Raw genomic sequence first — 14,047 nt, 5'->3', positions numbered from 1 at the left:
AAAGCTACCCCGCCGGCAGCAGGTGTCGCAGCGCCGACGCGATCATCACGCCGCCGCCGGTGATGACGGCGGCATCGAGGATGGCCGCGTGGATGTGCACCGGCATGCGGGCGACGAAGGCCTTGGCAAGGAACGCGCCGGGCACCGCGACCGCGCCGATCAGCAGCGCGAAGGCCAGCACTTGCGCCGTGACGACGCCTGCCAAACCGAACACCGAGATCTTGATGACGCCCGTCGCGACCGAGATCATCGCGTCGGTGGCGATGACCGCGGCGCCTTCGAGGCCGGCGGCCATCAGCAGCGACAGCAGGATCACGCCGGAGCCGGAGGTGCCGCCGACCAGCACGCCATAACCGACCGCGCCGGCAGCAAGCCCGCCATTGCCGATCCTGACCTCGCGCTTGCGCAGGATCCGCCGCAGCGGAACGCTCATGATCAGCATCGTGCCGATCACGAAGGCCGCGCCGGCATTGGTCAGCCGGGTGTAGCCGTAGGCGCCGAGCGCCGTCGTGAGCGCGGCTGCCGCGATCACGATTCCGGCGCGGGTACGGTCGGCATGGCTGACATAGGCGACGACACGGCTGAGATTGGTGAGAATCGCCGAGATCGCGATGATCGGCACCACCGGCTCGGCCCCGACCATCGGCACCAGCACGAGCGGCATGAGGGCGCCCGTGCCGTAGCCGGCAAGACCGCCGATGATGGAAGCGAACAGAGCGACGGAAGCGACGAGCAGGAGTTGCAGCAGCGAAATGTCGGCAAAGCCTGCCAGAAAATTCATGAACGTCCGTCGCGGTTGACGCGCGCCGCCGCCTGGTCGGCGATCGCGTTCAGAGATGCCTCGTCGAGCGGAAAGTCCGCCGCGAGCCAGGCATCTTCTGCGAGGGTGAGCACATGACCAAGAAGCGGTCCCTCCGCAACCCCTCGCGCGATGAAATCGGCCGCCTTCAACGGCAATTTCGGCGGCGTGAAGCGCTGCGGCAACAGCGCACGCTCGCGCCAGCGCCGGTCGTCGCGATCGCGCGCCCGCGCCCAGCCGAGCATCAGCCGGTCGCGATAGACGGTCTCGCCGAGACGATACAGCAGACGCCGGACCCGCGCCTCGTCGGCGGAAGCGAACCGCCACCAGCGATGGCCCATGCCGTCGAGCGCCTTGGTCTCGGCATTGGAGAGCTTCAGTCTGACGCCGAGACGGCGCGCATCCTCGGTCACGGCGACCGCAAGCGCAGCGAGACGGCGGACCGCGTTCGGCGGCAGCTCCAGCTCGCGCTCGATGCCGATCATCGCGGCGAACGGACCGAGATAGGCGACACCGCCGAGGATCGCCGTCAGCAACCCGCCATCCGCCATCGCCGTGACCGCGCCGACCGCGCCGTCGGTGACGAGCAGCTTCAGCATCTCCATGCGCACGCGCTCGGCCGACAGGGAGGCGAACCCGGCACGGCCGGCGATGCAGGCCAGATAGCCGTCGCGATCAGGGGCGCCATGACCGAATGCCGAATGGATGCGGAAGAAGCGCAGGATGCGTAAGTAATCCTCGGCGATGCGCTGGGCGGGATCGCCGATGAAGCGCACGCGGCGCTGGGCGATGTCGGCGAGGCCGCCGACGTGATCATGCACCACGCCATCGGGCCCGACGGACAGCGCATTGATGGTGAAGTCGCGCCGGTGCGCGTCGCCGACCCAGTCGCGGCCGAACTCGACCTTGGCCTTGCGGCCGAAGGTCTCGGTGTCCTCGCGCAGGGTGGTGACCTCGAACGGATGCCCCTCGAGCACGAGGGTCACGGTGCCATGGTCGATGCCGGTCGGCACGCTCTTGATCGACGCCGCCTTGGCGCGCCGGAGCACCTCCGCCGGCAGCGCCGTGGTCGCGATGTCGATGTCGCCGATGGCGATGCCGAGCAGCGCATTGCGCACGGCGCCGCCGACCACCCGCGCCTCCTCGCCGTCGCAATTGAGCAGCGCAAGCACGCGCGCGGCGGGACCAGACGAGAGCCAGGGCGCGTGCAGCACCCGCGCGCCGGTCATTTCTCGACCCCTGGAACGAGCCTGCCGTTCTCGACATGAGCGGGGACGTAGGTCGAACGCGGCGGCGCGCCGGAGAATTCGGCGACCAGGACCAGACTTGCAATCACCAACACCAGCGCCGCCACCGTCAATTTTGTGATCAGATGAAAGGGCCAGCTGGCCGGCACCAACAGCCCCGATTTGGTCGCGAGCAAGAACAACACATAAACCGCAAAAGGAATGAGGAAAATTCCGATTTCCGTCAACACGCCACGGATCATGGCCGGCATATCCGTTCGTACAAGACCCGAAGGATGCCGGCTGTGGCGCCCCATATGTAGCGCTCGGCGAACGGCATCGCGTAATACGAGCGCTCCATGCCGCGAAACTCCTTGGAATGCAGCTGATGATTGGCGGGGTCCATCAGGAAGGCCAGCGGCACCTCGAAGGCGTCGTCGACCTCGCCCTCGTTGATCTTGAGCGTGAATCCGGGCCGCACCCGCGCCACCGTGGGCAGGATGCGGAAGCCGAAGGCGGTGCCGTAGACGTCGAGATAGCCGATCGGGTCGACGAAGCTGCGGTCGAGCCCGACCTCCTCCTCGGCCTCGCGCAGGGCGGCATCGAGCGGCGAGGCATCGGTGACGTCGATCTTGCCGCCGGGAAAGGCGATCTGTCCGGCATGGCTCGAGAGGTTCGGCGAGCGCTGGGTCAAAAGGACCGTCGGCTCGGGATGGTCGACCACCGGGATCAGCACTGCCGCGGGGCGGATCGGCTGCTCGCGGGAGATGATCTCGAGCATGCGGTCGGTGCCGGAATCTCCGCTGGCCGGAATGACATCGGGATCGAGCAGGGCCTGCGGAACGTCGAAGCCCAGCCGCGCGCGGCCCCGCGCGAAGAAATCCGCTGAATTGAGCACAGCGGCGGCCCCGTTCCTCACCATGGGCTGGTTCAAAGCGCCGCCCTCACCTCTTCTGCATCGGCCATGGGGAAGAACGCGCCGCCGGACCCCACGCCGAACATGACACGCCCATCGATCATCCGCTCCTCACCCATGTCAACAAGCTCGTAGTAGAGCGCCCGCGTCACCTTGGCCCAGAGATCGGCTCGCACATGCAGATAGGGCGTCAGGCCGCCGCTCTCGCCGGGCTCGAAGCGCAGGCGGTGCTCGGCATCGCACCCGACCCAGTCGTCGACATTGGTGCGGAAATGCAGCGACGGCCCGCGCGCATCGCTCTCCGTCCGCATTTCTACGGCCGTGAAGGGGACATCATCGACGCGGATGCCGACCTTCTCCACCGGCGTGACCAGGAAATAGCGATCACCCTCGCGCTTGAGGATCGTCGAGAACAGTCGCACCAGCGCCGGCCGACCGATTGGCGTGCCCATGTAGTACCAGCTACCATCACCGCCGATTCGCATGTCGAGATCGCCGCAGAATGGCGGATTCCACAAATGCACCGGCGGCAGTCCTCTTGCGGATGTGCCAGCCTGCGTTGCCGCCGACGTCAGCCGATCGAGTCCGTTGACGGTGCCGAGTGCGTTGTCGGTGGTCTGCCCTTGCTTCGCCATGGTTTGCCTTGAGTTTGCGTCCACCTTGGCACGATTGGTGCAAGATTCCATCGCCGTCGTCTGTGCAAAAGTTCCTGGCGGCCCTGCAGGTCATGTAAGGTCGCCATAACGTGATGCCGTCAATACCCCGTAATGCCGATAATATGGGGATAGTTTAACTCAACGAATACAGCGCCTTCGCATAGATTGGCATCCGCTTCCCCGGCAAACTGGAGCGGAACGTCCGTCCGAAAGTTGAAGATGCGGGGCAGAAGGAGCGACGGAATGGCTGAGAGTGCCGAGAAGCTCGAGGATGCGATCGTCCGGTCGGCCGAACAGGTCTCCGGCCAGATCCGAGCGGCAAAGGATGCGATTTCCAGCGTCATCTTCGGCCAGGACCGCGTCGTGGAGAACACGCTGGTGACCATCCTGTCCGGCGGCCACGCGCTGCTGATCGGCGTCCCCGGCCTTGCCAAGACCAAGCTGGTCGAGACCCTGGGCGTCACGCTCGGCCTCGATGCCAAGCGCATCCAGTTCACGCCGGACCTGATGCCGTCGGACATCCTCGGCGCCGAGGTGCTGGACGAGAGCGCCGGCGGCAAGCGCTCGTTCCGCTTCATCGCCGGCCCGGTGTTCGCGCAGCTCCTGATGGCGGACGAGATCAACCGCGCCAGCCCGCGCACGCAGTCGGCCTTGCTGCAAGCCATGCAGGAGCAGCACATCACCGTTGCAGGCGCCCGTCATGACCTGCCCAAGCCCTTCCACGTGCTCGCGACCCAGAATCCGCTCGAGCAGGAAGGAACCTATCCGCTGCCCGAGGCGCAGCTCGACCGCTTCCTGATGGAGATCGACGTCGACTATCCCGATCGCGACGCCGAGCGCCGCATCCTGTTCGAGACCACCGGCGCCGAGGAGAGCGCCGCCAAGGGCGCGATGACGGCCGATGCGTTGATCGCGGCCCAGCGCCTGGTGCGGCGCCTGCCGGTCGGCGATTCCGTGGTCGAGGCGATCCTGTCGCTGGTCCGCTCGGCGCGTCCCGGTCCGGAGGCCGGCGAGGCCGGCAAGCTGATCGCCTGGGGCCCCGGTCCGCGCGCCAGCCAATCGCTGATGCTCGCGGTGCGCGCGCGCGCGCTGCTCGACGGCCGCCTCGCGCCCTCGATCGACGACGTGCTCGATCTCGCCGAGCCCGTGCTCAAGCACCGCATGGCGCTGACCTTCCCGGCGCGCGCCGAGGGACGCACCATTCCGGACGTGATCCGCCAACTGAAGAGCCGGATTGGCTGATGGCCGCAGCGACGGGGCACGCCGACAAGGAAATTCTCGCGATACGGCGTGCCGATGGCGAAAGCCGGACGCTGGCATCGTCGCTGCCGCGTCTCGTGCTGGAAGCGCGCCAGATCGCCGCCAACGTGATCCATGGTCTGCATGGCCGTCGTCGCGCCGGCTCCGGCGAAAGCTTCTGGCAATATCGCCGCTTCGTTTCCGGCGAGCCGTCGCAGCGCGTCGACTGGCGCCGCTCTGCGCGCGACGATCATCTCTATGTCCGCGAGCAGGAATGGGAGGCCGCGCACACGGTGTGGATCTGGCCCGACCGCTCGCCCTCGATGGCGTTCGCGTCGAAAGGCGCGCGCGACAGCAAGCTCGAGCGCGCCCTGATCGTGACCTTCGCCCTGGCCGAGCTGCTGGTCGCCGGCGGCGAACGCGTCGGCATTCCCGGCCTGATCAATCCGACCGCGAGCCGCAACGTGATCGACCGCATCGCGCAGGCGATGCTGCACGATGAGGCGGTCAGGCCCAGCCTGCCGCCCTCCTTCGTCCCCTCGGCGCTCGCCGAGATCGTCGTGCTGTCCGACTTCTGGTCGCCGATCTCGGAGATCAGCACCATGCTGGCCGGCCTGTCCGCGTCGGGCGCACACGGCACGATGGTGCAGGTGGTCGATCCCGCCGAGGAGACCTTCCCCTATTCCGGCCGCGTCGAGTTCGTCGAGCCGGAAGGCGGCGAGGTGATCACCGCCGGCCGCGCCGAGAGTTGGGCGCAAGACTACGTCGCCCGCGTGGCGCTGCATCGCGACCAGATCCGCGCCGAGACCGGCAGGCTCGACTGGCTGTTCACCACCCACACCACCAGCCGCTCGGCCGCCGAGCTGCTGCTGTTCCTGCACGCCGGCATGACGACCGCGAAGGTCGGCGCGCGCGGCGGCGTCAAAGTGGGCGCTGGCCCCGGAGGGCTCGGCGCATGATGGGCCTGCCGCTGTCGTTCGCCGAACCGCTGCTGCTGACCGGCCTCGTCAGCCTGCCGGTGCTGTGGTGGCTGCTGCGGGTGATGCCGCCGCGGCCGCGCCGGATCGAGTTTCCGCCGACCCGCCTCCTGTTCGACATCACGCCCAAGGAAGAGACACCGTCGCGCTCGCCGTGGTGGCTGACCCTGCTGCGGCTGATCGCGGCGGCGCTCGTGATCTTCGCCGCGGCCGGCCCGATCTGGAATCCGCGCACCGAGGCCGTCGGCAGCAAGGCGCCGCTGGTGCTGCTGCTCGACGACAGCTGGAGCGCGGCCGCAAGCTGGGACACCCGCATCAGGGCCGCCGACGAGATCATCGCCAATGCCGATGCCGACCGCCGCGGCGTCGCGCTGCTGCCGCTGTCGGAGCCCGCGCGTGACCTCACCTTGATGGCGGCCGGCGCGGCGCGCGTCGCGCTGCGCCAGATCACGCCCAAGGCCTACACGACCGAGCGCGCCGATGCGCTGCCGCAGCTCGATCGCTTCCTGAAGGCGACCGGCGATGCCGAGATCATGTGGTTCTCCGACGGCGTCGATCCCGGCCGCGGCAGCGAGTTCGTGACGGGTCTCGCTAAGACCATCGGCGACCGCAGCCTGACGGTGTTCGAAGGCGGCACGCCCTCGCCGCTGGCGCTCGCCGGTGCCGAGAACGCCGCCGCCAAGATGACGGTGAAGGTGCTGCGCGCCGATCTCTCCGTTCCCGGTGGCATCGTCCGCGCGCTCGATGCCAAGGGCTCGCCGCTCGGCGAGGCACAATTCAGCTTCGCCGCCGGCGCGCACGACGCCGAGGCGAGCTTCGACCTGCCGGTCGAGCTGCGCAACGACATCACGCGGCTGGAGATCGCGGGCGAGCGCTCGGCTGGAGCCGTACAGCTGCTCGACAAGCGCTGGCGCCGCCGCGCCGTCGGCATCGTCTCCGGCGCCACCAGCGACACCGCGCAGCCGCTGCTCGCCCCGACCTTCTACCTCACCCGCGCGCTGTCGCCGTTCGCCGATCTCCGGCTCGGCGACCGCGGTGCGCCGCAGCAGGTCATCACGCAATTCCTCGACCAGAAGGTGCCGATGATCGTGATGGCCGATGTCGGCACGCTGTCTCCGGAGTTGCGCGACCGGCTCAACGGCTGGATCGAGAACGGCGGCGTGCTGGTCCGTTTCGCCGGACCGCGCCTCGCGCAAGGCGACGACGATCTCGTGCCGGTCAAGCTGCGCCGCGGCGGCCGCACGCTCGGCGGCAGCCTGACCTGGGAGAAGCCGCAGCATCTGGCAGCGTTTGCTGCCGACGGCCCGTTCGCCGGCATCACCGTGCCGAAGGACGTCACCGTCAACCGCCAGGTCCTCGCCGAGCCCGACGCCGTGTTGGCGACCAAGAGCTGGGCATCGCTGGAGGACGGCACGCCGCTCGTCACCGGCGAGCATCGCGGCAAAGGCCTGATCGCGCTGTTCCACGTCAGCGCGGACATGCGCTGGTCCGATCTGCCGATGTCCGGCGCGATGGTCGAGATGCTCCGCCGCATCGTCGACATGTCCGGCTACACCTCGACGCCGGGACCGGGTCCCGCTGGCGAGACCGCCAAGGCCACGCTGGCGCCGCTGCACATCCTCGACGGCTTCGGCGCCTTCGGACCGCCGCCTTCGACCGCCAAGCCGCTGCCGGCCGATTTCAACGACCGGGCTTCGCTGGATCATCCGCCCGGATTCTATGGCCCAGCCGAGGGACCCACCGCAGTGAACACGCTGAGCCCCGCCGATCGCATTCTTCAGCTCGACACGTCGGCGCTGCGCGCCAACCGCGCCAGCTACACCACCGCCGAGCCGCGCGATCTCCGGGGCATCCTGCTGTCGACCGCACTGCTGCTTTTCCTGATCGACGCGGTCATCGTCGCTCTCCTCGGCGGCGCGCTGGCCTCGCTCGCACGGCGGCGACGTGCAGCACCCGCGTCCATCGCGCTTGCGGTGCTTGCAACCGGCGCCCTGCTCGCCGTCGCAATGCCGACCACCGCGCGCGCCGATGCGGCAAGCGATGATTTCGCGATGCGCGCGGTGTCGCAGACGCGGCTTGCCTATGTCGTGACCGGCAATGCCGACGTCGATTCCATCGTCAAGGCCGGGCTGACCGGACTGACCTTGTTCCTGGCGCAGCGGACTGCGCTCGAAGCCGGCGATCCCGTCGGCGTCGATCCCGCCCATGACGAGCTTGCCTTCTTCCCGCTGATCTACTGGCCGATCGTGCCGGGCGTGCCGAAGCCGCCGCAGGACGCGATCAACAAGATCGATGCCTACATGAAGCAGGGCGGCACAGTGATCTTCGATACCCGCGACGCGGTCGAGGCGCCCCCCGGCGAGAACGGCGCGCAGCAGACCCCGGGCATGCAGTCGCTGCGCGAGATCCTGTCGTCGCTCGATGTGCCCGAGCTCGAGCCGGTGCCGCGCGAGCACGTGCTGACCAAGACGTTCTACCTGCTGCGCGACTTCCCCGGCCGCTTCACCACAGGACAGACCTGGGTCGAGGCGCTGCCGAAGGACGAGGACGAGGACAGCGCCTCGCGCCCGGCGCGCGGCGGCGACGGTGTCTCGCCGATCATCATCACCTCCAACGATCTGGCCGGTGCCTGGGCCATCCGCCCCGACGGCCAGGCCATGCTGCCGATGGTTCCGGGCGAGCCGCGGCAGCGCGAATTCGCCTTCCGCGCCGGCGTCAACATCGTGATGTACACGCTGACCGGCAACTACAAGGCTGATCAAGTGCACGCACCGGCGCTGATCGAACGGCTCGGGCAATGAAATTAGCTGTGCGCGAAGGTCGCGCCAAACCCATAGCCGTCATGGCCGGGCTTGCCCCGGCCATCCACGACCAGCGGCGCACGCTGCGCGACGTGGATGCCCGGCACGAGGCCGGGCATGACGACAACTGCGAGTTTGCCTCATGAACTACGGCATCGCGTTCACACCTCTGGTCCCGCCGATCGTGCTGTGGCTCGCGATCGGCGCGATCGTCGTCATCGCGGCGCTGCTGTTGCTCGGCCGCTCGCGTTCGGCCTGGATCCGCGTCACCGCGCTGGCCTTGATCGCGCTCGCGCTGGCCAATCCGCAGTTCACGCGCGAGGACCGCGAGCCGCTGAGCTCGGTCGCCGCCGTCGTGGTCGACAAGAGCCCGAGCCAGAATTTCGGTGACCGCAACAAGCAGACCCAGGCGGCCCAGGAGTCGCTGGTCGACAGCCTGAAGAAGATCAAGGGCCTCGAGGTCCGCGTGGTCGATGCCGGCCAGGCGGACGGCGAGACCGACGGCACGCATCTGTTCAGCGCGCTGACATCGGCCCTGTCGGACGTCCCCGTCGATCGGGTCGCGGGCGCCTTCATGATCACTGATGGCCGCGTGCACGACATTCCCGGCAACCTCGCCGCGCTCGGCTTCCAGGCTCCGCTGCAGGCCCTGATCACGGGCCAGAAGGCCGAGCGTGACCGCCGCGTCGCGATCACCGCGGCCCCTCGTTTCGGCATCGTCGGCCAGCCCCAGACCATCAGCTTCCGGCTCGATGATCAGGGCATCGCGGGCGCCAGCGCGAAGGTCGTGATCCGCCGCGACGGCGAGGTCATCAGCGAGCGCACCTTGACCAGCGGCCAGGCTGCCAATGTCGACGTCGACGTCAAGCACGAAGGTCAGAACATCGTCGAGATCGAAGCCTCGCCGCTCGACAACGAGCTGACCCTCGTCAACAACCGCGCGGTGGTCTCGATCGATGGCGTCCGCGACAAGCTGCGCGTGCTGCTGGTGTCGGGCGAGCCGCATTCGGGCGAGCGTACCTGGCGCAACCTGTTGAAGTCAGACGCCAGCATCGATCTCGTCCACTTCACGATCCTCCGGCCACCGGAGAAGCAGGACGGCACCCCGATCAACGAGCTGTCGCTGATCGCGTTTCCGACCCGCGAGCTGTTTCAGCAGAAGATCAACGAATTCCAGCTGATCATCTTCGACCGCTATGCCCGCCAGGGCGTGCTGCCGGTCGCCTATTTCGACAACATCGCGCGCTACGTGCGCAATGGCGGCGCGGTGCTGGTCTCGGCCGGCCCGGACTACGCCTCCAACACCAGCATCTGGCGCACACCGCTCGACTCGGTGCTGCCCGCCGAGCCGGTCGGCGTCACCGAGAAGCCGTTCTATGCGCATCTGTCCGACGCCGGCAAACGGCATCCGGTGACGCGCGGCCTCGAAGGCTCGGGCTCCGAGCCGCCGCGCTGGAGCCGCTTCTTCCGCACCGTCGAGACGCGCAATGCGGTCAGCCCGCCGGTGATGACCGGCGCCGACGGCAAGCCGCTCTTGCTGCTGTCGCGCTTCGGCGCCGGCCGCGTCGCGCTGCTGCTATCCGACCACATCTGGCTGTGGGCGCGCGGCTACGAGGGCGGCGGTCCGCATCTCGACCTGCTCCGACGCACGTCGCACTGGCTGATGCAGCAGCCTGACCTGGATGAGGAGGCGCTGCGACTCCAGATCCAGGGCAAGGATCTCGCCGTCATCCGCCAGACCATGGGCGACACCGTGCCGCCGGTCACCGTGACTTCGCCGTCCGGCCAGACGCGTGAGCTGACGTTGAGCCAGGGCGATCCCGGCGAATGGCGCGCGACCTTGCCGGCCAACGAGCTCGGCCTGTGGCAGGCCACGGACGGCACCTTGAAGGCGCTCATCAATGTCGGCCCGACCAATCCGAAGGAATTCTCCGAGGTCACTTCGACCACCGAGACGCTGAAGCCGCTGGCACAGGCCACCGGCGGCGACGCCCGCCGCATCGCCGACGGATCCGGCATCGACATGCCGCGCATCGTCCCCGTCAGGTCATCGACGCTGTTCAGCGGCGACGGCTGGATGGGCGTGCGGATGCGCGACGCCAGCGTCGTCAAGGGCGTCGGCGTGCTGCCGATGTTCGCCGGCGTGATCGGCCTGTTGCTGCTGCTCGGCGCGCTCGCCGCCACCTGGCTGCGCGAGGGTCGCTGACACAACGACACGAGCACGCGCCACCGCCTCGTGCGACGTGGCGCGAAGGGCACAGCGACGGGGATTCCACCCGCCGTCGCAGTGCGCTGATTGACAGGTGTGAAGCCCCCTTGCGATGTTACATTGTAACAACGGCTGAGCCTTTCGGCCGAACGGGGATGGCCTATTCACATGTGCCAGAGCTGGCGATGAGCTGGTTTCGCGCGAACATCAAGGATGTCTCGCGGCTGGCGCTGTTTGCGCTGGTGCTGCAATTCGCGCTCGCGTTCGGCCATGTCCATTGGCTTTCCGCGCAGGCGCTGGACGGCGGCCGGATCACGACCGCGCAGGCCCATACCGGCTCCTCTCCCGCAAGCCAGGACCCCGACCAGAAGCCCTCCGCTGACGGATGCGCCATCTGCGCCGTCATGGCGATGGCGCAATCGATCCTGCTGTCGCCAGCGCCCGTTCTGACGCCTCCTGAAGCGGTCGCATTCCGGCTGCCCGATGCGATCACCGCCACTGTCGCGGCCGTCGTCGTCGACACCGCCTTCCAGCCGCGCGCTCCTCCCACCGCCTGATCTGAGCCGCTCGAAACGCTGCCCCGCTGCGCGAGCGCACGGCGGCCGCGTGCAGGAATGGGTCCGTCGCAACCCGACGGCAGGCGCATCCCGCCAGCAACGAAAGACGTGGGACGCCTGATCAGGATCAGGAATTGAAAGATGTTGTCGAGAGCCTTGATGTCGGGCTGCAGCGCCGCAGCCTTGTTGTGCGTTTTGGGTGCGCCCGCGCGCGCTGACGATCCGGCGAAGCCGGCGGCCGAACTGCCCGAGGTCACAGTGACCGCACCGAGCCCGATCCGTGCCCGCAAGCCGGTGGTGCCGCGGCCCAATCCCACCGCGCGCGTGGCGCGCAGCGGCCCACGCACGCCGGCGCCCGCGCGCGAGGCACAGACCGCGCCGCCCCCGCCGCAGCAGGGCGTGACGCCCATCATCACCGACCAGTTCGCGACCGTCACGGTGGTGCCGAACGAGGAGCTGCGCCGCTCCGGCGCGGCAACGCTCGGCGATCTCCTGAATTCCAAGCCGGGCATCACCGGCTCGAGCTTCGCGCCGGGCGCATCGAGCCGGCCGATCATCCGCGGCCTCGACGTCAACCGCGTCGGCATCGTCGAGAACGGCATCGGCGGCGGCGGTGCGTCCGATCTCGGCGAAGATCATTTCGTGCCGATCGATCCGCTCACCAGCGACCAGATCGAGGTCGTCCGCGGCCCCGCGGCGCTGCGCTACGGCTCGACCTCGATCGGCGGCGTCGTGAGCGCCACCAACAACCGCATTCCCAATGCGGTGCCGACCTGTTCGACAGCGCCGTTCCAAACCTATGGCCTGCCGGCGAGCGCGCCGGCCGTGGGCAGCGCGCCTTGCGTCACCGCGGAAACGCGCACCTCGTTCAGCTCGGTCGACCGCGGCGTCGAGGGCGGCGTGCTGCTCGATGCCGGCGGCGGCAATTTCGCTGTCCATGCCGATGCCTACGGCCGCAAGACCGGCGACTACTCCATTCCCGGCTACCCCTATCTGTTCGACCAGACCCGCCCGGTGAACGGCCGGCAGCCGAACTCCGCCGTGCAGAACGATGGCGCCTCGCTCGGCGGCAGCTACTTCTTCTCAGGCGGCTTCGTCGGCGCTGCGATCACGCAGACCGATGCGCTCTACCACATCCCCGGCATCGACGGCGCCGACAGCCGGACGCGGATCGACGCGCACCAGACCAAGATCACCGCCAAGGGCGAGTACCGCCCGGACTCCGCGGCGATCGACGCCATCCGCTTCTGGGCCGGCGCGACCGACTATCGGCACAACGAGGTCGGCCTCGCCGACCCCGCCGATCCGACCACCGACGGCGTGCGCCAGACCTTCACCAACCGCGAGCAGGAAGCGCGCGTCGAGATGCAGATGATGCCCGTCAATCTGCGCTTCGCCACGCTGACATCAGCCTATGGCGTGCAGGCCGGACACCAGGAGCTGAATGCGCCGAGCCCCGACAATCCCGGCTCGGTGTTCAACGGACTGTTCGGCCCCAACACCAACAACCGCGTCGCCGGCTACGTCTTCAACGAGTTCGCCTTCACACCGGCGACCAAGGCGCAGGTCGCAGCCCGCATCGAGCACGTCTCATTGAACGGCTCCACGCCGAACTTCCCGGTCGACTATCTGCCGGACGGCACGCCACAGGCCAACATCGCCCGCAATCCGTCGTACACGCCGAAGAGCGCGAGCGTCGGCCTGTTGCAGAACCTGCCGGGCGATCTCGTGGCGAGCGTCACCGCGCAATATGTCGAGCGCGCGCCGAAGCCAGCCGAGCTGTTCTCGCGCGGCGGCCATGATGCGACCGCAACCTTCGACATCGGCAATCCGAACCTGACCATCGAGACGGCCAAAACCGTCGAGGCCGGACTGCGCAAGGCCACCGGCCCTTTCCGCTTCGAGGCCACCGCCTACTACACGCAGTTCAGCAACTTCATCTATCGGCGGCTGACCGGCGTGATGTGCGGCGACGATTTTGCCTCCTGCGGCACCATCGGCGCCGGACTGAACCAGGCGGTCTACTCGCAGCGCAACGCGCTGTTCCGCGGCTTCGAGTTCCAGAGCCAGTTCGATGTCGCTTCGCTCGGCACCGGCATCTGGGGCATCGAGAACCAGTTCGACGTCGTCCGCGCCACCTTCGCGGACGGCACCAATGTGCCGCGGATTCCGCCGATGCGCGTCGGCGGCGGCCTGTTCTGGCGCGACGCCAACTGGCTGACCCGCATCAATCTGCTGCACGCCTTCGCGCAGAACGATATCGCGCCGATCGCGGAGACGCCGACGCCAGGCTACAACCTGCTCAAGGCCGAGGTCAGCTATCGCACCAAACTCGATCCGAACATGTTCGGCGCGCGCGAGATGCTGGTCGGCATGGTCGGCAACAATCTGTTGAACGAGAAGATCCGCAACTCCGTGTCCTACACAAAGGACGAGGTGCTGCTGCCCGGCATCGGCGTGCGGATCTTCGCCAATCTGAAGTTCTGAGTGCGAGGTCCTCACCTCGCCCCGCTTGCGGGGAGAGGTCGGATTGCATCGCCAGATGCAATCCGGGTGAGGGGGACTCTCCGCGAGGTTTGTGCGTGTGGCGGCCGCCATTGGCGCTAACTTACCAAATTAACGCTTGGTATTCTCGTTTTCTTGGCGGCTCTTGGAGATGGCGTTGAA

12 protein-coding genes are annotated in these 14,047 nt (G+C 68.1%); 6 read left to right on the top strand and 6 right to left on the bottom strand.

Annotated features, from left to right (window positions below; translation table 11 throughout):
* Nucleotides 1-4: 4 nt before the first annotated feature.
* From ACQR1D_RS28360 to ACQR1D_RS28340, 5 genes are read right to left on the bottom strand one after another with little or no spacing between them, the layout of a single operon-like run.
* Nucleotides 5-781: a TSUP family transporter gene (locus tag ACQR1D_RS28360; protein WP_434894219.1), complete on the bottom strand. Its 777-nt coding sequence runs from the start codon at nt 779-781 to the stop codon at nt 5-7.
* Nucleotides 778-2,028, bottom strand: coding sequence for a CCA tRNA nucleotidyltransferase (locus tag ACQR1D_RS28355; RefSeq protein WP_434887425.1), 1,251 nt, complete (start codon nt 2,026-2,028; stop codon nt 778-780). The genes ACQR1D_RS28360 and ACQR1D_RS28355 overlap by 4 nt, the downstream gene beginning before the upstream one ends.
* On the bottom strand, nt 2,025-2,288 hold the full coding sequence (locus ACQR1D_RS28350) for a DUF6111 family protein (protein ID WP_434887424.1): 264 nt from the start codon (nt 2,286-2,288) through the stop codon (nt 2,025-2,027). Before ACQR1D_RS28350 ends, ACQR1D_RS28355 begins: the two co-directional genes overlap by 4 nt.
* Nucleotides 2,285-2,947, bottom strand: coding sequence for a CoA pyrophosphatase (locus ACQR1D_RS28345; protein WP_434887423.1), 663 nt, complete (start codon nt 2,945-2,947; stop codon nt 2,285-2,287). The genes ACQR1D_RS28350 and ACQR1D_RS28345 overlap by 4 nt, the downstream gene beginning before the upstream one ends.
* An 8-nt stretch (nt 2,948-2,955) precedes the next feature.
* Nucleotides 2,956-3,576: a DUF1285 domain-containing protein gene (locus ACQR1D_RS28340; protein ID WP_434887422.1), complete on the bottom strand. Its 621-nt coding sequence runs from the start codon at nt 3,574-3,576 to the stop codon at nt 2,956-2,958.
* A gap of 264 nt (nt 3,577-3,840) precedes the next feature.
* Between ACQR1D_RS28340 and ACQR1D_RS28335 the strand changes: the two genes are divergently transcribed.
* Genes ACQR1D_RS28335 through ACQR1D_RS28325 form a run of 3 tightly spaced genes read left to right on the top strand, consistent with a single transcriptional unit; the run spans nt 3,841 to nt 8,614 of the window.
* Complete coding sequence (locus ACQR1D_RS28335) at nt 3,841-4,839, top strand: AAA family ATPase (RefSeq protein WP_315802772.1); 999 nt, start codon at nt 3,841-3,843, stop codon at nt 4,837-4,839.
* The gene (locus tag ACQR1D_RS28330) at nt 4,839-5,795 is read left to right on the top strand and encodes a DUF58 domain-containing protein (protein ID WP_316178122.1); all 957 of its coding nucleotides are present in this window, start codon (nt 4,839-4,841) and stop codon (nt 5,793-5,795) included. The genes ACQR1D_RS28335 and ACQR1D_RS28330 overlap by 1 nt, the downstream gene beginning before the upstream one ends.
* A complete protein-coding gene (locus tag ACQR1D_RS28325; protein ID WP_316178120.1) occupies nt 5,792-8,614 on the top strand; it encodes a DUF4159 domain-containing protein in 2,823 nt (940 codons plus the stop codon). Before ACQR1D_RS28330 ends, ACQR1D_RS28325 begins: the two co-directional genes overlap by 4 nt.
* A 2-nt stretch (nt 8,615-8,616) precedes the next feature.
* Here the strand turns inward: ACQR1D_RS28325 and ACQR1D_RS28320 are convergent, their stop codons facing one another.
* Nucleotides 8,617-8,733: an ABC transporter gene (locus ACQR1D_RS28320; RefSeq protein WP_434882533.1), complete on the bottom strand. Its 117-nt coding sequence runs from the start codon at nt 8,731-8,733 to the stop codon at nt 8,617-8,619.
* 23 nt (nt 8,734-8,756) lie between these two features.
* Between ACQR1D_RS28320 and ACQR1D_RS28315 the strand changes: the two genes are divergently transcribed.
* The 3 genes from ACQR1D_RS28315 to ACQR1D_RS28305 all read left to right on the top strand — a co-directional run bounded on the left by ACQR1D_RS28315 (nt 8,757) and on the right by ACQR1D_RS28305 (nt 13,867).
* Nucleotides 8,757-10,820 carry a hypothetical protein gene (locus tag ACQR1D_RS28315; RefSeq protein ID WP_316178116.1) on the top strand — a complete coding sequence of 688 codons (2,064 nt, stop codon included), beginning with the start codon at nt 8,757-8,759 and terminating at the stop codon, nt 10,818-10,820.
* A gap of 188 nt (nt 10,821-11,008) precedes the next feature.
* A complete protein-coding gene (locus ACQR1D_RS28310) occupies nt 11,009-11,380 on the top strand; it encodes a DUF2946 family protein (protein ID WP_434845375.1) in 372 nt (123 codons plus the stop codon).
* A 159-nt stretch (nt 11,381-11,539) separates the two neighbouring features.
* The gene (locus ACQR1D_RS28305) at nt 11,540-13,867 is read left to right on the top strand and encodes a TonB-dependent receptor domain-containing protein (RefSeq protein ID WP_434894220.1); all 2,328 of its coding nucleotides are present in this window, start codon (nt 11,540-11,542) and stop codon (nt 13,865-13,867) included.
* Nucleotides 13,868-14,047: the final 180 nt, after the last annotated feature.

Source organism: Bradyrhizobium sp. HKCCYLRH2047, assembly GCF_051168175.1.
Classification (GTDB): Bacteria; Pseudomonadota; Alphaproteobacteria; order Rhizobiales; family Xanthobacteraceae; genus Bradyrhizobium.
The sequence above is the reverse complement of the archived record's forward strand: the minus strand, read 5'-3'. Positions and strand labels throughout refer to the sequence as shown.